This is a genomic window from Variovorax sp. GW823-FHT04B03, assembly GCF_058796495.1.
Window position 1 is genome coordinate 141,990 of record NZ_JBXAIT010000004.1, and the last position, 20,045, is coordinate 162,034.

The 20,045-nt window shown below is 69.7% G+C and carries 20 protein-coding genes; 9 read left to right on the forward strand and 11 right to left on the reverse strand.

The annotated features are described in order from the left end of the window. Window positions 1–8 precede the first annotated feature (8 nt). Both ybiB and cobA read left to right on the forward strand, forming a co-directional pair. Window positions 9–914 carry a DNA-binding protein YbiB gene (ybiB, locus tag AC1RAD_RS18015; RefSeq protein WP_492736362.1) on the forward strand — a complete coding sequence of 302 codons (906 nt, stop codon included), beginning with the start codon at window positions 9–11 and terminating at the stop codon, window positions 912–914. Continuing rightward, complete coding sequence (gene cobA / locus AC1RAD_RS18020) at window positions 911–1,717, forward strand: uroporphyrinogen-III C-methyltransferase (protein WP_492736364.1); 807 nt, start codon at window positions 911–913, stop codon at window positions 1,715–1,717. The genes ybiB and cobA overlap by 4 nt, the downstream gene beginning before the upstream one ends. Here cobA and AC1RAD_RS18025 read toward each other — a convergent pair. The 5 genes from AC1RAD_RS18025 to AC1RAD_RS18045 all read right to left on the reverse strand — a co-directional run bounded on the left by AC1RAD_RS18025 (window position 1,714) and on the right by AC1RAD_RS18045 (window position 8,392). After that, entirely contained in the window at window positions 1,714–2,046 is a 333-nt protein-coding gene (locus AC1RAD_RS18025) for a copper-binding protein (protein WP_492736366.1), read from the reverse strand. The two genes, cobA and AC1RAD_RS18025, sit on opposite strands and share 4 nt — an antisense overlap. Next, window positions 2,043–5,210: an efflux RND transporter permease subunit gene (locus AC1RAD_RS18030; protein ID WP_492736368.1), complete on the reverse strand. Its 3,168-nt coding sequence runs from the start codon at window positions 5,208–5,210 to the stop codon at window positions 2,043–2,045. Before AC1RAD_RS18030 ends, AC1RAD_RS18025 begins: the two co-directional genes overlap by 4 nt. Continuing rightward, window positions 5,207–6,700: an efflux RND transporter periplasmic adaptor subunit gene (locus tag AC1RAD_RS18035; protein WP_492736370.1), complete on the reverse strand. Its 1,494-nt coding sequence runs from the start codon at window positions 6,698–6,700 to the stop codon at window positions 5,207–5,209. Before AC1RAD_RS18035 ends, AC1RAD_RS18030 begins: the two co-directional genes overlap by 4 nt. Further along, entirely contained in the window at window positions 6,697–7,929 is a 1,233-nt protein-coding gene (locus AC1RAD_RS18040) for a TolC family protein (RefSeq protein ID WP_492736372.1), read from the reverse strand. Before AC1RAD_RS18040 ends, AC1RAD_RS18035 begins: the two co-directional genes overlap by 4 nt. Before the next feature lie 76 nt (window positions 7,930–8,005). Continuing rightward, entirely contained in the window at window positions 8,006–8,392 is a 387-nt protein-coding gene (locus AC1RAD_RS18045; protein WP_492736374.1) for a hypothetical protein, read from the reverse strand. Between the two features lie 81 nt (window positions 8,393–8,473). On the opposite strand from AC1RAD_RS18045, the gene AC1RAD_RS18050 reads away from it, so the two are divergent. The 6 genes from AC1RAD_RS18050 to AC1RAD_RS18075 all read left to right on the forward strand — a co-directional run bounded on the left by AC1RAD_RS18050 (window position 8,474) and on the right by AC1RAD_RS18075 (window position 12,989). Continuing rightward, window positions 8,474–9,598 carry a sterol desaturase family protein gene (locus AC1RAD_RS18050; protein ID WP_070063138.1) on the forward strand — a complete coding sequence of 375 codons (1,125 nt, stop codon included), beginning with the start codon at window positions 8,474–8,476 and terminating at the stop codon, window positions 9,596–9,598. A gap of 2 nt (window positions 9,599–9,600) precedes the next feature. Beyond that, window positions 9,601–10,386: a YaeF family permuted papain-like enzyme gene (locus AC1RAD_RS18055; RefSeq protein ID WP_307693449.1), complete on the forward strand. Its 786-nt coding sequence runs from the start codon at window positions 9,601–9,603 to the stop codon at window positions 10,384–10,386. Continuing rightward, entirely contained in the window at window positions 10,383–11,600 is a 1,218-nt protein-coding gene (locus AC1RAD_RS18060; RefSeq protein ID WP_492736376.1) for a BaiN/RdsA family NAD(P)/FAD-dependent oxidoreductase, read from the forward strand. The genes AC1RAD_RS18055 and AC1RAD_RS18060 overlap by 4 nt, the downstream gene beginning before the upstream one ends. Before the next feature lie 110 nt (window positions 11,601–11,710). Further along, window positions 11,711–11,923 (forward strand): 30S ribosomal protein S21, encoded by a 213-nt coding sequence (gene rpsU, locus AC1RAD_RS18065; RefSeq protein ID WP_007833691.1) that lies wholly within the window; start codon window positions 11,711–11,713, stop codon window positions 11,921–11,923. Between the two features lie 111 nt (window positions 11,924–12,034). Then, a complete protein-coding gene (locus tag AC1RAD_RS18070; protein WP_062476513.1) occupies window positions 12,035–12,484 on the forward strand; it encodes a GatB/YqeY domain-containing protein in 450 nt (149 codons plus the stop codon). 13 nt (window positions 12,485–12,497) lie between these two features. After that, a complete protein-coding gene (locus tag AC1RAD_RS18075) occupies window positions 12,498–12,989 on the forward strand; it encodes an NUDIX domain-containing protein (RefSeq protein ID WP_307693451.1) in 492 nt (163 codons plus the stop codon). Between the two features lie 12 nt (window positions 12,990–13,001). Here the strand turns inward: AC1RAD_RS18075 and AC1RAD_RS18080 are convergent, their stop codons facing one another. Continuing rightward, complete coding sequence (locus tag AC1RAD_RS18080) at window positions 13,002–13,763, reverse strand: sulfite exporter TauE/SafE family protein (protein WP_492736378.1); 762 nt, start codon at window positions 13,761–13,763, stop codon at window positions 13,002–13,004. A 101-nt stretch (window positions 13,764–13,864) separates the two neighbouring features. Between AC1RAD_RS18080 and AC1RAD_RS18085 the strand changes: the two genes are divergently transcribed. Next, on the forward strand, window positions 13,865–14,782 hold the full coding sequence (locus AC1RAD_RS18085) for a LysR family transcriptional regulator (RefSeq protein WP_492736380.1): 918 nt from the start codon (window positions 13,865–13,867) through the stop codon (window positions 14,780–14,782). Here the strand turns inward: AC1RAD_RS18085 and AC1RAD_RS18090 are convergent. The 5 genes from AC1RAD_RS18090 to AC1RAD_RS18110 form a co-directional block, all read right to left on the reverse strand. Next, window positions 14,769–15,767 carry an SDR family oxidoreductase gene (locus AC1RAD_RS18090; RefSeq protein ID WP_492736382.1) on the reverse strand — a complete coding sequence of 333 codons (999 nt, stop codon included), beginning with the start codon at window positions 15,765–15,767 and terminating at the stop codon, window positions 14,769–14,771. The genes AC1RAD_RS18085 and AC1RAD_RS18090 overlap by 14 nt on opposite strands. After that, window positions 15,764–16,666 carry a bile acid:sodium symporter family protein gene (locus AC1RAD_RS18095; RefSeq protein WP_095746086.1) on the reverse strand — a complete coding sequence of 301 codons (903 nt, stop codon included), beginning with the start codon at window positions 16,664–16,666 and terminating at the stop codon, window positions 15,764–15,766. The genes AC1RAD_RS18090 and AC1RAD_RS18095 overlap by 4 nt, the downstream gene beginning before the upstream one ends. A 34-nt stretch (window positions 16,667–16,700) precedes the next feature. Beyond that, window positions 16,701–18,038, reverse strand: a complete 1,338-nt coding sequence (locus AC1RAD_RS18100) for a flavin-containing monooxygenase (RefSeq protein ID WP_492736384.1) — start codon at window positions 18,036–18,038, stop codon at window positions 16,701–16,703. After that, the gene (locus tag AC1RAD_RS18105) at window positions 18,035–18,862 is read right to left on the reverse strand and encodes an SDR family oxidoreductase (RefSeq protein WP_369629509.1); all 828 of its coding nucleotides are present in this window, start codon (window positions 18,860–18,862) and stop codon (window positions 18,035–18,037) included. The genes AC1RAD_RS18100 and AC1RAD_RS18105 overlap by 4 nt, the downstream gene beginning before the upstream one ends. A 108-nt stretch (window positions 18,863–18,970) precedes the next feature. Continuing rightward, window positions 18,971–20,020, reverse strand: a complete 1,050-nt coding sequence (locus tag AC1RAD_RS18110) for an NAD(P)-dependent alcohol dehydrogenase (protein WP_492736386.1) — start codon at window positions 20,018–20,020, stop codon at window positions 18,971–18,973. Window positions 20,021–20,045: the final 25 nt, after the last annotated feature.

Here is a 20,045-nt window from a genome sequence, read left to right on the forward strand (position 1 = left end):
GCCTACCCATGGGAATCAGCCACTACATCAAGGAAATCGGCCGCGGCGCGCGGGGCGCCCGTCCGCTCACGCGCGAGCAGGCCTGCGACCTGTTCGGCCAGGTGCTGGACGGCACGGTCACCGACCTGGAAATCGGCGGCTTCTGCCTCGCGATGCGCATCAAGGGCGAGACGCCCGAGGAGATGGCCGGCTTTCTCGACGCCACGCATGCGCGCCTGAACCCCGTGACGACCCGCAGCGGCCCGCTGATCGTGCTGCCCAGCTACAACGGCGCGCGCAAGCTGCCGGTGCTCACGCCGCTTTTGGCACTGCTGCTGGCCCGCGAAGGCCTGCCGGTGCTGGTGCACGGCAGCGCGAGCGAAACCTCGCGCGTACTGGCATCGAACGTGCTTTCAGCCCTGGACATGCCCCCGATGACCACGCTCACCCCTTTGGCCGCCGGCCAGGTGGGCTTTGCCCCGACCGAGCTGCTGAACCCCGCACTCAAGCGCCTGCTCGACGTGCGCCGCGTGGTGGGTCTGCGCAACCCCGGCCACAGCGTGGTCAAGCTGATGCGCCCGACCACCGGCCCCTGCGTGGTGGTGGCCAGCTACACGCACCCCGAATACGCCCGCACGATGGGCGAGACCTTCGAGCTCACGGGCATGACCGCCCTGCTCTCGCGCGGCCTCGAAGGCGAGGTGGTCTCCGACCCGCGCCGCACCGCGCAGATCGACGGCTTCGTGCGCGGCGTGCGCAGCGAACTCCAGGCCCAGGCCGCCGGCACCGCCGCCGACGTGCCTGGGTTGCCGAAAGAAATCGACGTCGCCACCACGGCCGCCTACACGCGACGCGTGCTGGCCGGCGAGCTTCCCGTGCCCGAAGCCATCGCGACGCAAGTCAGGCACATCACCGAACTGGCCTCCCACGCATGAACACCCCTTCCCCCCTCATCACCGGCCGCTGCACGCTGGTGGGCGCCGGCCCCGGCGACCCCGAGCTGCTGACCGTCAAGGCCGTCAAGGCGATCCAGGCCGCCACGGTGCTGCTGGTCGACGACCTCGTGAACGACGCCGTGCTCCAGGCCTACGCCCGGCCCGGCGCGCGCATCGTGCACGTGGGCAAGCGCGGCGGCTGCAAGAGCACGCCGCAGGCTTTCATCGAGCGGCTCATGATCACGGCCGTGCGCGAAGGCGAGACCGTGGTGCGCCTGAAGGGCGGCGACCCGTTCATCTTCGGGCGCGGCGGCGAAGAGGTGGAGCACCTGCGCGAGGCCGGCATCGAATGCGCGGTGGTCAACGGCATCACCGCCGGCCTGGCCGCCGTGACCTCGCTGGGCGTGCCGCTCACGCACCGCGACCACGCGCAGGGCGTGGTCTTCGTCACCGGCCACGCCAAGACCGGCGCCGGCGCGGCCGAAGACCCGACCGACTGGCGCGCGCTGGCCGCCACGGCGCACAACGCGCGCCTCACGCTGGTGATCTACATGGGCGTCTCGGGCGCCGGCCACATCGAGCGCGAGCTGCTGCACGGCCTGCCGGGCGACACGCCCGTGGCCGTGGTGCAGCACGCGAGCCTGCCGCACCAGCGCCACCTCGTGACCACGCTGCAGGGCCTGCAGGCCCGCATCGCCGAGGCCGGGCTGGCCAGCCCGGCGGTGATCGTGGTGGGGGATGTGCTGCAGGGGCTGGCTGCGGCCGCGCTGCAGCCGGGCGACGCCGGCCGGTTCGGGACCTAGCGCGCAGCTTCGAGGTGCGTGACGGTCGGCTTGCCCTTCACCACCTCGACATGAAACCGGACCTTGTCGCCGGGCTTGACCTGTTCGAGCATCTGCTTCTCGGCCACATCGAAACCCATCGTCATCGGCGGCATCGCCAGGTTGGGAATGTCGCCGTGCTTCAACACGATCAGCCCGCGGGCCGGGTCGATCTTCTGGACCACCGCATCGGTCAGCATGCCCGGCGCTGACGCCTTCGCGGGCGGCGGCTCGCTCTTCGGCGCCTGGGCCTGGGCGACACCGGCCAGGCCTGCGATCAGTGCGAACGCAAGGGGATGGAGGATGTTCATGGGGTGACTCCTGGGTTGGACGAGTGGTTGGAAACAGCAGGCGACAAAGGGGCGCGGCGGCGCAACAGATACCAGGCCGCGGGCACGACCAGCATGCTCAGCAGCGGCGCGGTGACCATGCCGCCCACCATGGGCGCGGCAATGCGGGTCATCACCTCCGAGCCGGTGCCGCTGCCCCACAGGATGGGCAGCAGGCCGGCCATCACGACGGCCACGGTCATGGCCTTGGGCCGCACGCGCAGCACGGCGCCTTCGCGGATCGCGGCCAGGAGCGTCTCGTCGTTCATCGGCTCGCCGGCGTCGAGGCGCCGTGTCAGCGCGTTCTTCAGATAGACCAGCATCACCACGCCGAACTCGGCCGCCACGCCGGCCAGCGCGATGAAGCCGACCGCCGTCGCCACCGAGATCGAATGGCCCAGCGCCCAGATGAGCCAGAAGCCGCCGACGAGCGAGAACGGCACGGCCGCCATCACGAGGGCCGCATCGGCGAACGAGCGGAACAGCAGGTAGAGCAGTACGAAGATCACCGCCAGCGTGGCCGGCACGACCAGCTTCAGCCGCTCGGTCGCGCGCGCCAGGTACTCGAACTGGCCGGACCATGACACCGCATAGCCCGCGGGCATCTTCACGGCCTGGTCGACGGCGGCCTGCATGTCGTGGACGGCGGAGCGCAGGTCGCGCCCGCGCACGTCGACGTAGACCCAGCCCGAGAGCCGGGCGTTCTCGCTGCGCAGCATCGGCGGGCCGTCCTCGATGGTGATGCGCGCGACGTCGCCCAGCAGCAGCTGCGCGCCCTTGTCCGTCACGAAGGGCAGCTGCCGCAGCCGCTCCAGCGAATCGCGGATCTCGCGCGGGTAGCGCACGTTGATCGGATAGCGCTCGCGGCCCTGGATGACCTCGCCCACGTTCTCGCCGCCGATGGCCGTCGACACCACGGCCTGCACATCGGCCACCGAGAGGCCGTAGCGCGCGGCAGCGAGCCGGTCGACATCGACGTCGATGTAGCGCCCGCCGGTGAGCCGCTCCGCCAGCGCCGACGACACGCCGGGCACGCCCTTCACCGCCGCCTCGATCTGCGTGGTCAGCGCATCGATGGCGGCCAGGTCCGCCCCCGCCACCTTGATGCCGACCGGGCTCTTGATGCCCGTGGCCAGCATGTCGATGCGGTTGCGAATGGGCGGCACCCACACGTTGGTCAGGCCCGGCACCTTGACGGCGCGGTCCAGTTCCTCGACCAGCCTGTCGGGCGTCATGCCGGCGCGCCACTCGCGCTTCGGCTTGAACTGGACCGTGGTCTCGAACATCTCGAGCGGCGCCGGGTCGGTCGCGGTGTCCGCGCGGCCGGCCTTGCCGAACACGCGCGCGACCTCGGGCACGGTCTTGATGAGGCGGTCGGTCTGCTGCAGCAGTTCGGCGGCCTTCGACACCGACAGCCCCGGCAGCGCCGACGGCATGTAGAGCAGGTCGCCTTCGTCCAGCGGCGGCATGAACTCGCCGCCCAGGCGCATCAGCGGCACCACGGTCAGCGCCAGCAGCACCGCGGCAACGGCCAGCGTTCCCTTGGGAAAGCGCAGCACCAGCTCCAGCGCAGGCCGGTACACGGCCATCAGGCAACGGTTCACCGGATTGGCGCCTTCGTGCGGAATGCGCCCGCGCACCAGGTAGCCCATGAGCACCGGGATCAGCGTCACCGACAGCCCCGCCGCAGCCGCCATCGCGTAAGTCTTGGTGAAGGCCAGCGGCGAGAACAGCCGCCCCTCCTGCGCCTCGAGCGAGAACACGGGCACGAAGGACAGCGTGATCACCAGCAGCGAGAAGAACAGTGCCGGCCCGACTTCCACCGACGCGTCGGTGACGAGCCGCCATCGCTCGACCACCGTGGGCTGCCGGCCCTGCTCTGTCTCGAAGGCCTCGATGTGCTTGTGCACGTTCTCGACCATCACGATGGCGCCGTCCACCATCGCCCCGATCGCGATCGCGATGCCGCCCAGCGACATGATGTTGGCGTTGACGCCCTGCCAGTGCATCACGATGAAGGCCGCGAGCACGCCGATCGGCAAGGCCACCACGGCCACCAGCGCCGAGCGCAGGTGAAACAGGAAGACCGCGCAGACCAGCGCCACCACGATGAACTCCTCGATCAGCTTGCCGCGCAGGTTGTCGACGGCGCGGTCGATCAGCAGCGAACGGTCGTAGGTGGGCACGATCTCGACGCCCGGCGGGAGGCCGGGTTGGAGGGCATCGAGCTTGGCCTTGACGGCCTCGATGGTCGAGCGCGCGTTCTTGCCCGAGCGCATGACGATCACGCCGCCGGCCACTTCGCCCTCGCCGTCGAGCTCGGCGATGCCGCGGCGCATCTCGGGGCCGATCTGCACGGTGGCCACATCGCGCAGCAGCACCGGCGTGGCGCCTGTCACAGCCAGCGGGATGGTGCGGAAGTCGTCCAGCGAACGCAGGTAGCCGCGCGAACGCACCATGTACTCGGCCTCGGCGAGTTCGACGACCGAGCCGCCCGAGGCCTGGTTGGCCTTCTGCAGCGCCGCCACGACCGCCTGCTGTGTGATGCCCAGCGCGCGCATGCGATCGGGATCGAGCACCACCTGGTACTGGCGCACCATGCCGCCGATGCTGGCGACCTCGGCCACGTCGGGCACGGTCTTCAGTTCGAACTTGAGGAACCAGTCGTTCAGTGCGCGCAGCTGCCCGATGTCGCGCGTGCCCGTGCGGTCGACCAGCGCGTACTCGTAGACCCAGCCCACGCCCGTGGCATCGGGGCCCAGCGAGGCGTTCGCGCCCGCGGGGAGCCTGCCCTGCACCTGGTTCAGGTACTCGACGACGCGCGAGCGCGCCCAGTAGGGGTCGGTCTTGTCGTCGAACAGCACGTAGACGAACGAATCGCCGAAGAACGAGTAGCCGCGCACGGTCTTCGCGCCGGGCACGCTGAGCATGGTGGTCGTCAGCGGGTAGGTGACGAGGTCTTCGACCACCTGGGGCGCCTTGCCGGGAAAAGGCGTGCGGATGATGACCTGCGTGTCGGACAGGTCGGGCAGCGCATCGAGCGGCGTGCGCACCACCGACCACCACCCCGCGGCCACCAGGAACAAGGTCGCGATCAGCACCAGGAAGCGGTTGCCGATCGACCAGCGGATGACGGCGGCGATCATCGCTTGGCGCCCTGTGGCATGCGCTGCACGGAGACCAGCTCGTAGCCGGTGGGGCCGCCTTCCTTGAACTCGAAGCGGACCAGGTCGCCGGGCTGGATGTCCGGGAACGCCTCGGGCGTCGCTTTCGCAAAGCCCATCGTCATCGAGGGCCACTTGAGCGTGGCGACAGGGCCGTGCGAGATCGTGAGGCCGTCGGGCGCCACGCTTTCGACCTTGCCTTCGGCTTGGTGCAGCACGGCGGCCGGCGCTGCGGCCGTGACCGCAGGCGATGCCATGCTGCCGAGCATCGACCGCAGCCGGGCCTCCGAGTCGATGAGGAACTGGCCGCTGGCCACCACCTGCTCGCCTTCATTCAGACCGAAGATGACTTCGGTGTCGTCACCCAGGTCCGCGCCAGTCGACACGTCGCGCGGCTCGAACGCGCCGTCGGCCTTGCGCACGATGACGACCGCGCGCTTGCCGGTGCGGATCACGGCTTCGGACGGCACGACCAGCCGGGTGCTGGCGGGCCCCGTCACCTGCAGGCGCAGCAGCATGCCGGGCGTGAGCTTCCCGTTCTTGTTGTCGACCTCGAAGCGGGCCTTCAGGGTGCGGGTGGATGTGTTGACCTCGGGCAGGATCTCGTCGAGCGTGCCCTCGAACGACTGGGCGGCGTCGGCTTGGAGGACCGCCCTGACCTTCTGGCCGCGTGCGAGCCGCACGGCCTGTGCTTCCGGAATCTCGGCCACTGCCCAGACCTTCTCCAGGCCCGCGATGCGGAACAGTGTCATGCCGGGCGTGACCGCGACACCTTCGCGCACGCCCAGCTCGGCCACCACGCCGTCGGACGGCGCGGTGAGCACGTAGCGCGCCTGCGCCGTGCCGGTCTCCTCGCTGCGGCGGATGAGCTCGGCGGGGATGGACAAGGCCCGCATGCGCTCGCGCGCCGCCGCGACGAGGTCGGCCGCAACACCCGATCGCTGGAGGGCCAGCCATTCGTTCTGCGGGCCCAGCCATTCGGGTGCGAAGACCGTCGCCAACGCCTGCCCCTTGCGCACGCGCTCCATCGGCGCGCGGACCGACAGGCGCTCGACGTAGCCCGCCACGCGCGTCTGCACGACGACGTTGAGCCGCTCGTCGAATTGCACGGCGCCGACCGCATCGAAAGAGGCGGAGGTTTGCGCCCGCCGCACGCCGGCATACCGGATGCCGAGGTTCTGCTGGACCGTGGGGCTCACCTGCACGCCGCCTGCACTGCCCGTGCCCGTTGCGCTGTCTGCGTACATGGGCACCAGCTGCATGTCCATGAAGGGCGACTTGCCGGGCTTGTCGAAGCGCGGGCCCGGCACCATGGGGTCGTGCCAGTAGAGGACCTTGCGGCTGTCAGCGGTGGGCGGCGTGGTCGCCGACGCCTCCGTGGGCGGGGCGGTCGTGCGCCCCAGGTAGAAGGCGCCTGCTGCGAGCAACAGGGCGGCCAGCAGCGAAGCACCGATCGTGCGTGTGCGGTTCATGGGGCCCCCTCGGTGGTGAGCGGCCGGAAGGCCAGTTGGACGTGGGTTCTGGCCAGGTCGCGCTGCAGCGTCAGCAGCTTGCGCTGCGCTTCGACTTCGGCATGCCGCGCCTCGAACAACGTGACGAGGCTGCCCTGGTTGGAGCGGTAGGCCGCGGTCGCGGCTGCCGTTCTCTGGCCGGCAGGAACGACCACGCCCGTGCGGTAGCGGTCGATGCGTTGCTGCAGGCGTTGCGCATCGCTGCGCAGCGCCTGGTATTCGGCGGTCGCGGCCCGGGTGGCTTCGGCCAGGTCGGCTTCGGCTTTCTCGACCAATGCGAGCTTGGCGGCGGTGTCCCGATCCTGCCGCTCGCCGGGTGCGATCGGAAGAGGAATGCTCAGGCCCACCGACACCATGTCGGCGTAGCCAGTGCGCTGGCCATAGGCAAGCTCCCAGGTCCAGTTCGGCTTGCGGTTGGACGCGGTGACGGCCGCCGTCTGCCGGGCCACATCGACATCGCGCTGCAGGGCCGCGACCGTGGGGTGCGCGGCCACGTAGGCGGCTTCGGAGGGCACGGCGATGGCGCCCGGAGACTGCAGTTCATCGGGCGACACGCCGACCCAGCGCTGGAAGGCGGCGCTGGCGGCTTCCTGCTGCTGCAGGAGGTCGGCCGTCTCGTCTTCCGCGATGCCTCTGGCGCCGGCCAGCGCCAGCACGTCCTGGCTGCTCCCCGCGGCCGACGACAGGCGTGCGCGCGAGGCCTCCAGTTCTTCGTGCGCGTGGTGTTCCATGCGCCGCGCGAGCTTGATGCTCTCGCCGGCGTAGAAAGCGTCCACGTAGGCGAGCGCGGCCTGCCTGCGGGTGTCGGCCACGGCAGCCTGCACCCGCACCGCCTCCAGCCCGACCGACGCCTCGGCGGCGGCCTGCCGCGCAGCGCGCTTGTCGGCGGACAGCCATTCCTGGCTGATGCCGATGCGCTTCATCGTCATCGAATCGCGCGTGGTGTGGAAACGATCCGAGCCCGTCGCGGGCAGGTTGTCGACACCGATGCGCAGCGTGGGGTCGGAAAGCTGCGGGGCCGCGGAGGCCGCCGCCGTGGCGCTGGCGACGCCGGCACGGGCGGCGCGAGTGGCTTCGGAGCGCTGCGTCGCCAACTGAAGCGCGTCCTCCAGGGACAGGGGGGCCGCCGTCGCCAGGGACGGCAGCAGCGCGGCAGCCCAGGCGGCCGCGCGCGAAAAGGAAATGAACATGAAAACTCCGCAAACGAACGAGCGAATCGCTGGCGGGCGGACGCGCCGCACCAGCACCGGTCAGTCGACGGAGATGTCAGACGCGCAGTCGGCGCGTGGCGAGAAAAACGGGATCGGGCGGTGGATGCTGCCGCTCCGGCACGGCCTGCGGCGGAAGGACATGGCCTTCCGACACCAGCACCAGGGGCATCACCACGAGCTGCACGATGGCCGGCAGCGAAGGCGTGGTCAGCTTCACCGGTTCGAAGGACAGCGACAGGTCAGCGGCGTGCTGGAAACACAGCACCGGCTGGGCCATGTCCATGCCTTCGCAGGGCTCGCCCGACGCCATCCTCTCGGTCATCGAACCCGGGCTGTCCGACGCGCCGGGGCAGACATAGCCTGCCAGCGCCAGCTGCGAGAACAGCAGCGACAGGACCACGAAAATCGCGGTCGTGCAGCGACGAAGGGAGCGGCGGGCCATGAGGAGGCGCAGTGTAGCGCCGCCGTCCGGGCGCCGCCTAAAATCCCGCCCGGCCCAACGAACAAGAAGGAAGAGGCAGGGATGCTCGACAAACTCAACGAATTCACCGAAAGCCACGGCGAGCTGCGCCGCGGGCGCGGTCTGGTCACGGGCACCATTGCCTTCAGCCTCGCCGCCCTGTGCTTTCTGGGCGTGCTGGCCTTCCACTTCCCGCAGTACCTGACGACACCCGAGCTGCGCAAGAGCTACAACGTCGATGTGATGCGCGTCATCCTGCTCACCGCGCTGGTCATTGCGGGCGGGCTCTCGCTGGTCAACATCATCTTCAACCGCTCGCGCTGGCTCTCGTCGGCCGCGTTCCTGCTGGTGGCGGTGTCGGCCCTGCTGGGCGGGCACAAGGTGCCGGTGCACGACTTCGCGGACCACACGCCGTACATCGGGCTCGATTGGTTCATCCTCGACCTGCTGGGTTCGTCGCTGATCTTCATCTTCATCGAGAAGCTCTTTGCGCTGCGCAAAGATCAACCCGTGTTCCGCGAAGAGTGGCAGACCGACTTTCATCACTTCGTGGTGAACCACATGATCGTGGGCTTCGTGCTGCTGGCCACCAACCTCATGGTGCACAAGCTCTTCGGCTGGGCCGCCAACGACGGCATCCGCGGCTGGGTGAGCAACCTGCCGTTCTGGGCCGGCATTTTGCTGATCATCCTGGTGGCCGACCTCGTGCAGTACTGGACGCACCGCGCGTACCACGAGGTGCCGGTGCTGTGGCGCCTGCACGCCGTGCACCACAGCGTGAAGAGCATGGACTGGATGGCGGGCTCGCGCCAGCACATCCTGGAGTTGCTGATCACGCGCACGCTGGTGCTCGCGCCCATCTACGTGCTGGGCTTCAGCAAGGACGTGATCGACGCCTACATCGTGGTGGTCGGCTTCCAGGCGGTGTTCAACCACTGCAACGTGAGCGTGCGCCTGGGCCCGCTGCGCTACCTGATCGTGACGCCCAACTTCCACCACTGGCACCACAGCCAGGACATCGAGGCACTCGACAAGAACTACGCGGCGCACTACGCCTTCCTCGACTACCTCTTCGGCACGGCCGTGAAGAGCACCAAGCTCTGGCCCGAAAAATACGGCGTGCTGGGCGACTACGTGCCCAACGGCTTCTTCAAGCAGCTGAAGTTCCCGTTCGTCTGGAAGGGATGACCATGGCTTCCCTTCTTCGCGCCGTGGCGCTCGCCGCGGCGCTGCCGCTCTTGCTCTCGGCCTGCGCCACGCGCATCGACCTGCCCTCCGAGACCTCCGGCCTGCGCCTGCGCGTGCAGAGCTCGGTGATCGCCCCCGGCAACGGCGGCGAGCTGATCGGCGCCGAGGTGCTGGCGCCCGGCGACATCCTGCTGACCTCGATCGCCACGGTGAATTCGTTCGGCATCCGCCTGGGCACCTTCTCGCCGGTGAGCCATGCCGTGCTGTACCTGGGCGACGGCCAGATCGCCGAGGCCGTGGGCACCGGCGTGCGCGCGCGGCCGCTGGCCGAGGTGGTCGACGAAGAGCAGATGGTCGTGGCCTTTCGCGTGCCGGGCCTCGTCGAGGCCGATGTCGAGAAGATGCGCGACTGGGCGCATTCGCAGGTCGGCACCCGCTACAACACCGCCGGCGTGCTGCTGAACGCGCCCTTCGTGCTGAACCGCCGGCTGTGCGAGCTGCCGCTGATTCCCTCGGCCGTCAGCGCGTACTGCATCAGCGGCCTGGCCACGGTGCAGCTGGGCGCCAGCCGCAACGACCAGTTCTTCTGCTCCCAGTTCGTGCTGGAGGCCTACCGCCAGGCCGGCGTGCCGATCACCGACGCCGACCCGCGCTGGGTGAGCCCCGCCGACCTGCTCCACATGCGCGAAGGCGACGTGCCCTCGATCGCCGCCACGCAGCCGCTGCGCTACGTGGGCCACCTCAAATACAACCCGCCGCCGGTGCTGGCGGCGGACGGACCCGCTTGAGCTCTTCTCCTCCCTCTTCTTCCTTTGACGTCGTTGTCGTCGGTGCCGGCGCCGCCGGTCTTTTTTGCGCCGCACTGGCGGGCCAGCGCGGCCTGCGCGTGCTGCTGGTCGACCACAGCGAGAAGGTCGGCGAAAAGATCCGCATCTCGGGTGGCGGCCGCGCCAACTTCACCAACCGCGACCTCGACGTGCGCGCCCCGCAGCGCCATTTCGTCGGCGACAACCCGAATTTCTGCCGCTCGGCGCTCTCGCGCTACGCGCCGCAGCAGTTCATCGACATGGTGCAGCGCCACGGCATCGCGTACCACGAGAAGCACAAGGGCCAGCTGTTCTGCGACGGCTCCTCGCAGCAGATCGTCGACATGCTGCTGGCCGAATGCGCCGCCGGCAACGTCGAACGCTGGCAGCCGTGCAAGCTCGGCGACATCGCCTTTGTCGACGGTCGCTACCAAATCAGTAGCACGCGCGGCCCGATCGACGCGCCCAAGCTCGTGGTGGCCACCGGCGGCCTGTCAATTCCCCAAATTGGTGCAAGCGACTTCGGCTACCGGCTTGCCGAGCAGTTCGGCCTGCGGCTGGTCACGCCCCGCCCGGCGCTGGTGCCGCTGACCTTCGGCGGCGACGCCTGGGCGCCCTACGCCAGCCTGGCCGGGCTGGCGCTGCCGGTGCGCATCGAGACCGGCGGCAAGAAGGACAAGATGGCTTTCCTGGAAGACCTGCTGTTCACCCACCGCGGCCTGTCGGGCCCGGCGGTGCTGCAGATTTCGAGCTACTGGAAGCCCGGCGCCCCGCTGACACTCGACTTCGCGCCCGGCATAGACGTGGCCGAGTCGCTGTCCGACGCCAAGCGGCGCTCGAAGAAACGCATCGCCAACGAGCTGGCCGCGTTGGTGCCCTCGCGCCTGGCCGACGCCTGGGTCGGCGAAGACCCGGCCCTGCAGCGCCCGGTCAACGAGGCCACCGACAAGGCGCTGGCGGCACTGTCCGAGCGCATCGCCCGCTGGCAGATCACCCCCAGCGGCACCGAAGGCTACAAAAAGGCCGAGGTGACGGCGGGCGGCGTCGACACGCGCGATCTGTCGTCGCAAACGATGGAATCGAAGCAGCCGGGCCTGTATTTCATCGGCGAAGTGGTCGATGTGACGGGCTGGTTGGGCGGATACAACTTCCAGTGGGCGTGGGCGAGCGCACATGCGTGCGCAACCGCGCTATAATCGCGGGCTAACTCTGGCCTTCCCTCAACGGCCGCAAAAAGTTTTCAGTTGAGGAACCCCGGCTTGGGGCCTCGATCTCCCCCGGCCAAATCCATTTCAACGATTCATCAATGACCACCATCCGCGTTAAAGAAAACGAGCCCTTCGACGTCGCCCTGCGCCGCTTCAAGCGCACCATCGAAAAGCTCGGCCTGCTGACCGACCTGCGCGCCCGCGAGTTCTACGAGAAGCCGACGGCTGAGCGCAAGCGCAAGAAGGCAGCTGCGGTCAAGCGCCACTACAAGCGCGTGCGCAGCATGCAGCTCCCCAAGAAGCTGTACTAAGCAACGCCCAGGGTGGCTGGCCCCGACGAAAGTCCCCGCCAGCGCCCCGTTGCACCAGCCGCGCCAGGGAAACCTGCCGCGGCTTTTGTTTTTTCCGAAAGGTTGCGAAGAATGACTCTCAAAGAACAAATCACCGAAGACATGAAGACGGCGATGCGCGCCAAGGACTCGGAGCGCCTGGCCACCATCCGCCTGCTGCTCGCCGCCATGAAGCAAAAGGAAGTCGACGAGCGCGTGGAGCTGGACGACGCCATGGTCGTGGCCATCGTCGACAAGATGGTCAAGCAGCGCAAGGACTCGATCGCCGCATTCACCACGGGTGGCCGCGCCGACCTGGCCGACAAGGAAGCCGCCGAGATCAAGGTGCTCGAGGTCTACCTGCCCCAGCGCATGAGCGCCGATGAAACGGCCGCCGCGGTGAAGGCCATCGTGGCCGAACTGGGCGCCTCGGGCCCCGGCGACATGGGCAAGGTGATGGGCGTGGTCAAGACGCGCCTGGCCGGCAAGGCCGACATGGGCCAGGTCAGCGCTGCGGTCAAGGCCGCCCTCACGGGCGCCTGAGGCGGCCACCGCCATGAAGAACGGCAGCAGCAGCCCGCTCGGCGCCGCCCCCGTCGCGACGATCCCGAAGGCCTGCGCCTGCCTGGTCGATGCGCAGGGCCGGCTGCTGGTGTTCCGTCATCCCGAAGACGGCAACATGCAGCTGCCCAAGGGCACCATCGAGCCCGGCGAGTCGCCCGAGGCGGCCGTGCGGCGCGAGCTGCTCGAAGAGTCGGGCCTGGTGTTCGCCGGCCGGCTCGAATCGCTGGGCACGCTGGAGCGCGAATGCGAAGCCGGCGTCGAAGGCAACACGCACCGCCATCCGCAGCGCTGGCACATCTTCCTGATGCGCGACCACCGCGCCCTGCCCGAGACCTTCGAGCACATGGCCACGGGCAGCCCCGAAGAAGAAGGCCTGGTGTTCTCGTTCTACTGGCTCGAGGCCGACGCGGCCATCGAGGACTTCGCCCTGCCCTACCGCCAGACCATCGAGCGCGTGCGCGCGGCCCTGCTGGCCGCCAGCTGACCGATCACGGGATCAGGCGGACATGACGGCGCGCAGCGCCATGTACGCCCCCAGCAGCGCCAGCCCGATCAAGAAGCAGCGCCGGAACACGGCCACCGGCAACCGCTGCCGCAGCCAGGTGCCCAGCACCATGCCGCCGACCGCCGGCACCAGCATCGCGACCGACCCGCCCAGCACTGCCGCCGGGTAGCTCCCGTTCGCCGCCAACCCCAGCGCCAGCACCATGGTCGAGGTGGTGAACGAGATGCCCATGGCCTGGATCAACGCATCGCGCTGGAAACCCAGCGCCTGCAGGTACGGCACGGCCGGCACCGCGAACACGCCGGTCACGGACGTCACCAGCCCCGTCGCCGCGCCCACCACGGGCCCCAGCCAGCGCGCCTGCGCGTCGCTCACGTGCAGCTGCCGACCCGTCAGCCCCCACAGCGCATAGATCACCAGCGCCACGCCGAGCGCCAGCGAGGCCCAGGCCCCGGCCGGTACGCCCTGCCACCACGCCCCGGCGAGCGTGCCCACCACGACGCCGGCCTGCATGCGACCGATGCGGCGGAACACCGCACCGAAGCTCGCGCGCGGCCCGGTCTGCCAGAGGTTGGTGACCAGCGAGGGCACGATCAGCAGCGCCGCCGCCTGTGCGGGCGACATCCACAGCGCGAGCAGCGCCATCGCCACGGTCGGCAGCCCCAGGCCGATCACGCCCTTGATCAGGCCGGCCAGCAGGAAGACCGCGGCGGCCGCCGCCCACAGGCCCATCGCATCGTTGGAGATCGTCATCGCCGCGGAGTCTGCCGACCGGCGCCTTCACTGGAAATGCGGCTTTCGCGCAGCCAGCCTCAGGCACAGGCTGAGGCTGGCGTGCTACCTTGCGGCCCACCATGCGATTCGACCTGACCGACCTGCGGCTCTTTCTCCACGTCGTCGAAGCCGGCAGCCTCACGGCCGGTGCCGGCCGCTCGCACATGACGCTGGCCTCGGCCAGCCAGCGCGTGCGCGGCATGGAAGACGCGCTCGGCACGCCGCTGCTCACCCGCCATGCGCAGGGCGTGCGCCCCACCGAGGCCGGACGCACGCTGCTGCACCACGCGCGCGTCGTGCTGCAGCAGATGGAGCGGCTGCGCGGCGAACTCGGCGAGTATGGCCAGGGCCTCAAGGGCCACGTGCGCTTCATGTGCGGCACCTCGGCACTCACCGAGCACCTGCCCGAGGTGCTGAGCCGCTTCCTGGCCGAGCATCCGCGCATCTCGGTCGACCTCGAGGAGCGCGCCAGCCCCGACACCGTGGAGGCCCTGCGCAGCGGGCTGTGCGACATCGGCATCGTCTCCGACGCCATCGAGAGCGACGGCCTCGAATGCCACCCCTTCCGCCGCGATGACCTCGTGCTGGTGATGCCGCGCGGCCACGCGCTGGCCGGCCGGCGGCGCGTGCACCTGGCCGAGGTGGTCGACAGCGAGTTCGTCGGCCTGCCCGCCGACAGCGCACTGCAGCAGCTGATCACCGGGCATGCGCGCGCGCTCGCCAGGCACCTGGCCTACCGCGTGCGCGTGCGCAACTTCGAGGCCGTGTGCCGCATGGTCGAGTACGGCATCGGCGTGGGCATCGTGCCGCAGACCGCGGCCGAGCGCTGCGCCCGTTCGATGAAGATCGCGCGCGCCTCGCTCGCCGACCCGTGGGCCGAGCGCACGCTCATGGCCTGCGTGCGCTCGTCGCAGGACCTGCCGCTCAATGCGCGGCGCATGCTCGACTACCTGATCGCACCGCCACCACCGCCGCCGGCGGACGCTACGCGCAAGTGACCGGCCGCCCCTGCTTCGCGCGCGCCGCGATGAAGGCCTCGAAGGCTTCGCGGCTGGTCTTGCGCGGCACGTAGCCGAACTGGGTCTTCAGCGCGGTGTTCAGCAGCACCGGCCGGTAGCGCAGGAAGTCGAGCTGCTCGGGCCCGTAGCGGCTCACGCCCAGCGCCGAGCCCGCGGCCAGCGCCGCCTGCAGCACGCCGGCCGGCCAGGCGATGGCGCGCTTGCCCAGGCGCGCGGCGATCTCGTGGATGGTGAGCGCGCCGTCGCCCGCGAGGTTGTAACAACCGGGCGGCGCGCCGCCGAGCGCATGGGCGATGGCGCCGGTCACGTCCTCGTCCCACACGAACACGAAGGGGCTGTCGCTGCCGCGGATGGCGATCAGCCGCTTCTTCTCGAACAGCGCCGTGATCTGGTTGTCGACGCGCTCGCCGAGGATGGTGCCGATGCGCAGCACCGTCTGCGCCAGCGCGGGATGTTGCCTGCGGCACTCGGCCAGCATCTCTTCCACCTGCCGCTTGTGGTCGGCATAGGCGAACACCGGGTTGCCGCGCAGCGGCTGCGACTCGGTGATCCAGGCCGGGTTGTCCGCGTGGTAGCCGTAGGCCGCGCCGCTGGACGACACCACGATGTGCCCCACGCCGCATGCCACGCAGGCGTCGAGCACGTTGCGCGTGCCGCCCACGTCGACCGAATGCTCGAAGGCGCGGTTGGAGTCCTTGCCGGGCGTGACGATCGACGCGAGATGCACCACCGTGTCGATCGCGTGTTCGGCGAGCACGTCGGCGATGCCGCCGTCGCGCACGTCCTGCTGCAGGTAGACCACGCCGGGCAGCCGCCGCACGGCGGGCACCTCGCGCACGTCGAGTGCCACCAGGGTTTCGAAGGTGCCTTGCGCGGCCAATGCAGCGAGCACGCTGCGCCCCAGAAAGCCGTCGCCGCCCGTCACCAGCACGCGCCGCGCGGACGCCTTCCAGACCTCGCTCATGGCGTCGCAGGCTTGCGCCCCCACCAGCTCGCCAGCGCCAGGCCCGCGATGATGTCCCAGAAGCCCCACACGCCGGCCACCACGGCCATGCCGCCGAGCCCACCGAAGAAGCTGAAGATCAGCACCAGCCCGAGCCCCGCGTTGCGGATGCCCACTTCGATGGCCACCGCGCGCCGGTCGTAGTCGCCCAGCCCCGAGAGCCGCGCGCACAGGTAGCCGGTGCCAAAGGCCAGCGCGTCGTGGATCACCACGGCCATCAGCACCAGCCCCACGTAGTCGAGGAAGTAGCGCCAGTTGCCCGCGATGGCGCCGACGATGAACGCGATCAGCGCCAGGAAGCTCAGGATGCGCGCCGGCTTCTTGATGCGCGCCGTGAGCCCCGGCAGCTTGTGCGCGCAGGCCACGCCCAGCACGAAGGGAATGCCGATGATCATCACGATGTGGCCCAGCATGTCGAAGGGGTCGAGCGCGATGGTCTTGAGCAGCACCGAGGCCGTGGGATGCAGGCCGCCCCAGAACGCGAAGTTCAGCGGCATCACCACGATCGACAGCGCGTTCGAAATGGCCGTCATCGACACCGACAGCGCCACGTTGCCGCCCGCGCGGTGCGTGAGGATCTGCGAGATGTTGCCCGGCGGGCAGCAGGCCACGAGGATCATGCCCAGCGCGATGCTCGGGCCCGGCTGCAGGATCAGCGTGAGCACGAAGGTCACGGCCGGCAGCACCACGAACTGCGCGCCGATGCCCACCGCCATCGCGCCGGGCATGCGCGCCACGCGCTTGAAGTCGTCGATGCGCGTGTCCAGCGCAATGCCGAACATCAAAAAGCCCAGCACCACGTTGAGCAGCACCAGCGAGGCCGGGTTGAAGTGCAGGCGGATCTCGTCGACAGGCAGCATGCGGAGAACCTCGTGAAGAAAGACGATCGGTCAGTCAATCAGCCAGTGCCGCAGCGGCCTGACGCACGGCCGCGCGGTAGGTGTCCTTGTGGACGTAGTACGCCATGCGCTCCAGCTGCAGGTACTTGAAGCCGCCCGACAGGTCGGGCGGCGGCCCCTGCACTGCTGTACGCAGGGCCGTAGCTTTGGGCGAGCCCGCCGCCTGCGCACGGAAGTAGCGCGCCAGCAGCTCGGCCTGCTCGTAGCGCCCCTGCCAGCCGATGCCGCTGGCCTCGATCATGCCGAGCACGCCCAGCGTCTCGAAGCGCGGCGAGAAGATGTTCAGGTACAGGCGCGGCGCCATGCCCTGCCAGTTGAGCAGCTCGCGGTCGATGAACGGGTAGTGCAGCGCATAGCCCGTGGCCGTGAGGATCAGGTCGTAGTCGCGCGCGCTGCCGTCCTTGAAATGCACGGTGCGCCCGGCGAGCCGCGCGATGTCGGCGCGCACGCCGATGTCGCCATGGCCCACGTGGTGCAGCACCAGCGAGTTCACCACCGGGTGCGACTCGTACATCTTGTAGTCGGGCTTGGGAAAACCGAAGCGCACCGGATCGCCGGTGAACCACTGCAGCACGGTGGCATCGACCTTCTGCTTGAGCCACGGCGGCAGCGGGCGCTTGCCGCCCAGCGTGTCGGCCGGCTTTCCGAACACGTACTTGGGCACGAAGTAGTAGCCGCGCCGCACCGAGATGTCGACGCTTTGCGCGTAGTGCACCGCATCGACCGCGATGTCGCAGCCCGAGTTGCCGGCGCCGACGATCAGCACGCGCTTGTCCTTGAAAAGTTCCGCGTGCTTGTAGCGGCTGGTGTGCAACAGCTCGCCGTCGAAATGGCCTTCGAACTGCGGGTGCTTGGGCTCCGACAGCGTGCCGTTGGCAATCACCACGCCCTTGTACTCGTCGGTTTCCACGATGCCGTCGGGCGCCTCGACGCTCACGCGCCAGCGCGTGTCGGGCGCGTCGCTCACCGGCTCCACGCGCAGCACGCGCGTGCCGAAGCGGAAGTGCGCGCGCAGGCCGAAGCGGTCGGCAAAGTCGCTGAAGTAGCGGCGCAGCTCGCGGTGGCTCGGGTAGTCGGCCACGGTGTCGGGCATCGGGAACTCGGCGAACTCGGTCGTGCGCTTGCTCGAGATCAGGTGCGCCGAGTGGTAGACCGTGGAGCGCGGGTTGTCGATGTCCCAGAGGCCGCCCACGTCGCTGTGCGCCTCGAAGCCCTGGAACGGAACGCCGAGCTTCTGGAGATTGCGGGCGCCCGCCAGGCCCGAGGGCCCGGCGCCGATGAGGGCGATCTGTTCGTGCGTGGGAACGGTGGCGGCGGCAGCGGAAGACGTCATCGGCGGGGAGGTTCTTTCTGGGAATTCAGGCCGGGGATGGCGGTGGCACCCGCCTCGCCCACGCGCGGCTTGCGCGGCTGACCGCGCAGCAGGCGGTCGTGCAGCGGCGCGGGCAACAGGCCCAGTGCTTTCGACAGCCAGCCGATGCGCCGCGGCAGCACGATCTTTTCGCGCCGCGCGGCCAGGCCCGCCAGCAGCTGGCGCGCCGCCGCGTCGGCCTCGAGCAGCCCCGGCATCGCGAAGCGGTTGCCGGCCGTGAGCGCGGTGCGGATGTAGCCCGGGCTCACCGTGTGCACCGTGAGCCCCGTGCCGCGCAGCTCGGCGCGCAGGCTTTCGAGGTAGCGGATCAGCCCGCCCTTGCTCGCGCAGTAGGCGCCGTTGCCCGGCATGCCGTGCCAGCCCGCGATGCTGGCCACGCCGACGAGCGCGCCGCGGCCCTGCGCACGCATCGGCTGCACGAAGGGCTGGAAGGTGGTGGCCGCGCCGAGCAGGTTGATCTCGAGCATGCGGCGGAACACGGCCAGGTCGTCGGCCTCGGCGGTGTCGTAGCCGCCGGCCACGCCCGCGTTGGCGATCACGAGGTCCGGCGGGCCGAAGCGCTGCATCCAGTCGGCCGCCATCGCCTGCATGGCAGGGCTGTCGGACACGTCGGGCGTGTAGGCCTTGCAGCGCCCTTCACCTTGGGCAGCGAGCGCCGCGAGGCGTTCGGTGTCGAGCCCCACCAGCGCCACGCGCGCACCGCCGTCGATCAGCGCACGCGCCAGCGCCTGCCCCAGGCCACCGCAGGCACCGGTGAGAACGACATTGCGAAACGGCAAGAGCATGGGCAGGGAGGCGCGCAAGGCTGCGAGTGGCAAAACGCAGCCACTGTAGCCGCGCCCTGCCAGCGCACTCCCCAGCGTTTCCCCTTGTCCCGCGCCCTTGCGGGGCGTTCAGGCGGCTTCGGCGGCGGGAAATTCGATCTGGATCTTCACATCCGTGACGCGCCCGGCCGCGGCCTCCTCGAACGCGGCGATGCCGTCCTCGAATGCGAAGGTGCGCGAGATGAAGGGCTTCACGTCGACCTGCCCCGACGCGATGAGCGCCAGCGCGCGCGGAAAGATGTTGGCGTAGCGGAACACCGACTCGATGCGCGCCTCCTTCGCCTGGATCGCGACGATGTCGAAAGCCACCTTCGCGGCGGGTATGCCCACCAGCACCAGGCAGCCGCCGGGGCACAGCAGGTCGAACACGTTGTCGAAGGCGCGCGCGCTGCCGCTGGCTTCGAAGACCACGTTCGCGCCCCAGCCGTCGGTGAGGGCCTGCACGGTGTCGGCGAGGCTGGTGCTGCGCACGTCGACCGTCGTCACCGCCGGGTTGTGGGCGAACAGCGCCAGCTTCTCGGGCACGAGGTCGGCCAGGATCACGCGCGCCGCACCGCCCGCGAGCGCAGCCAGCGCCGTCATCGCGCCGATGGTGCCGGCGCCGATGACCACCGCCACGTCGCCCGGCTTCAGCGCCGCCTTCTTCGCGGCCTGCAGGCCGATGGCCAGCGGCTCGACGATGGCGCCCTCGCCGAAGCTCACGTTGTCGGGCAGGCGGAAGGTGAAGGCCGCCGGGTGCACCACGTAGGGCGTGAGGCAGCCGTGGATCGGCGGCGTGGCCCAGAAGCGCACGGCAGGGTCGAGGTTGTAGAAGCCTTCGCGCACGGCGCGCGAGTCCATGTCGGGAATGCCGGGCTCCATGCAGACGCGGTCGCCGGGCTTCAGGTGCGTGACTTCGGCGCCCACCTCGGCCACCACGCCCGAGGCCTCGTGGCCGAGGATCATGGGCGCATCGACGACGTACGGGCCGATGCCGCCGTGCTGGTAGTAGTGAACATCGCTGCCGCACACGCCCACGGTGTGCATGCGGATCTTCACGTCGCGCGAGCCGACGTGCAGCGGCAGCTCGACATCACGCAACGTGATCTCGTGCGCCTTTTCCAGAACCAGTGCTTTCATTGCATCTTTCTCAGAGGGTTGAAAT

Coding starts and splice junctions, on each gene's coding strand:
- AC1RAD_RS18085 (WP_492736380.1), top strand. CDS start 13,865: ATGCGATTCGACCTGACCGACCTGCGGCTCTTTCTCCACGTCGTCGAA.
- AC1RAD_RS18105 (WP_369629509.1), bottom strand. CDS start 18,862: ATGCTCTTGCCGTTTCGCAATGTCGTTCTCACCGGTGCCTGCGGTGGC.
- AC1RAD_RS18110 (WP_492736386.1), bottom strand. CDS start 20,020: ATGAAAGCACTGGTTCTGGAAAAGGCGCACGAGATCACGTTGCGTGAT.
- AC1RAD_RS18090 (WP_492736382.1), bottom strand. CDS start 15,767: ATGAGCGAGGTCTGGAAGGCGTCCGCGCGGCGCGTGCTGGTGACGGGC.
- AC1RAD_RS18045 (WP_492736374.1), bottom strand. CDS start 8,392: ATGGCCCGCCGCTCCCTTCGTCGCTGCACGACCGCGATTTTCGTGGTC.
- AC1RAD_RS18100 (WP_492736384.1), bottom strand. CDS start 18,038: ATGACGTCTTCCGCTGCCGCCGCCACCGTTCCCACGCACGAACAGATC.
- AC1RAD_RS18030 (WP_492736368.1), bottom strand. CDS start 5,210: ATGATCGCCGCCGTCATCCGCTGGTCGATCGGCAACCGCTTCCTGGTG.
- rpsU (WP_007833691.1), top strand. CDS start 11,711: ATGACCACCATCCGCGTTAAAGAAAACGAGCCCTTCGACGTCGCCCTG.
- ybiB (WP_492736362.1), top strand. CDS start 9: ATGGGAATCAGCCACTACATCAAGGAAATCGGCCGCGGCGCGCGGGGC.
- AC1RAD_RS18035 (WP_492736370.1), bottom strand. CDS start 6,700: ATGAACCGCACACGCACGATCGGTGCTTCGCTGCTGGCCGCCCTGTTG.
- cobA (WP_492736364.1), top strand. CDS start 911: ATGAACACCCCTTCCCCCCTCATCACCGGCCGCTGCACGCTGGTGGGC.
- AC1RAD_RS18055 (WP_307693449.1), top strand. CDS start 9,601: ATGGCTTCCCTTCTTCGCGCCGTGGCGCTCGCCGCGGCGCTGCCGCTC.
- AC1RAD_RS18075 (WP_307693451.1), top strand. CDS start 12,498: ATGAAGAACGGCAGCAGCAGCCCGCTCGGCGCCGCCCCCGTCGCGACG.
- AC1RAD_RS18095 (WP_095746086.1), bottom strand. CDS start 16,666: ATGCTGCCTGTCGACGAGATCCGCCTGCACTTCAACCCGGCCTCGCTG.
- AC1RAD_RS18070 (WP_062476513.1), top strand. CDS start 12,035: ATGACTCTCAAAGAACAAATCACCGAAGACATGAAGACGGCGATGCGC.
- AC1RAD_RS18025 (WP_492736366.1), bottom strand. CDS start 2,046: ATGAACATCCTCCATCCCCTTGCGTTCGCACTGATCGCAGGCCTGGCC.
- AC1RAD_RS18040 (WP_492736372.1), bottom strand. CDS start 7,929: ATGTTCATTTCCTTTTCGCGCGCGGCCGCCTGGGCTGCCGCGCTGCTG.
- AC1RAD_RS18080 (WP_492736378.1), bottom strand. CDS start 13,763: ATGACGATCTCCAACGATGCGATGGGCCTGTGGGCGGCGGCCGCCGCG.
- AC1RAD_RS18050 (WP_070063138.1), top strand. CDS start 8,474: ATGCTCGACAAACTCAACGAATTCACCGAAAGCCACGGCGAGCTGCGC.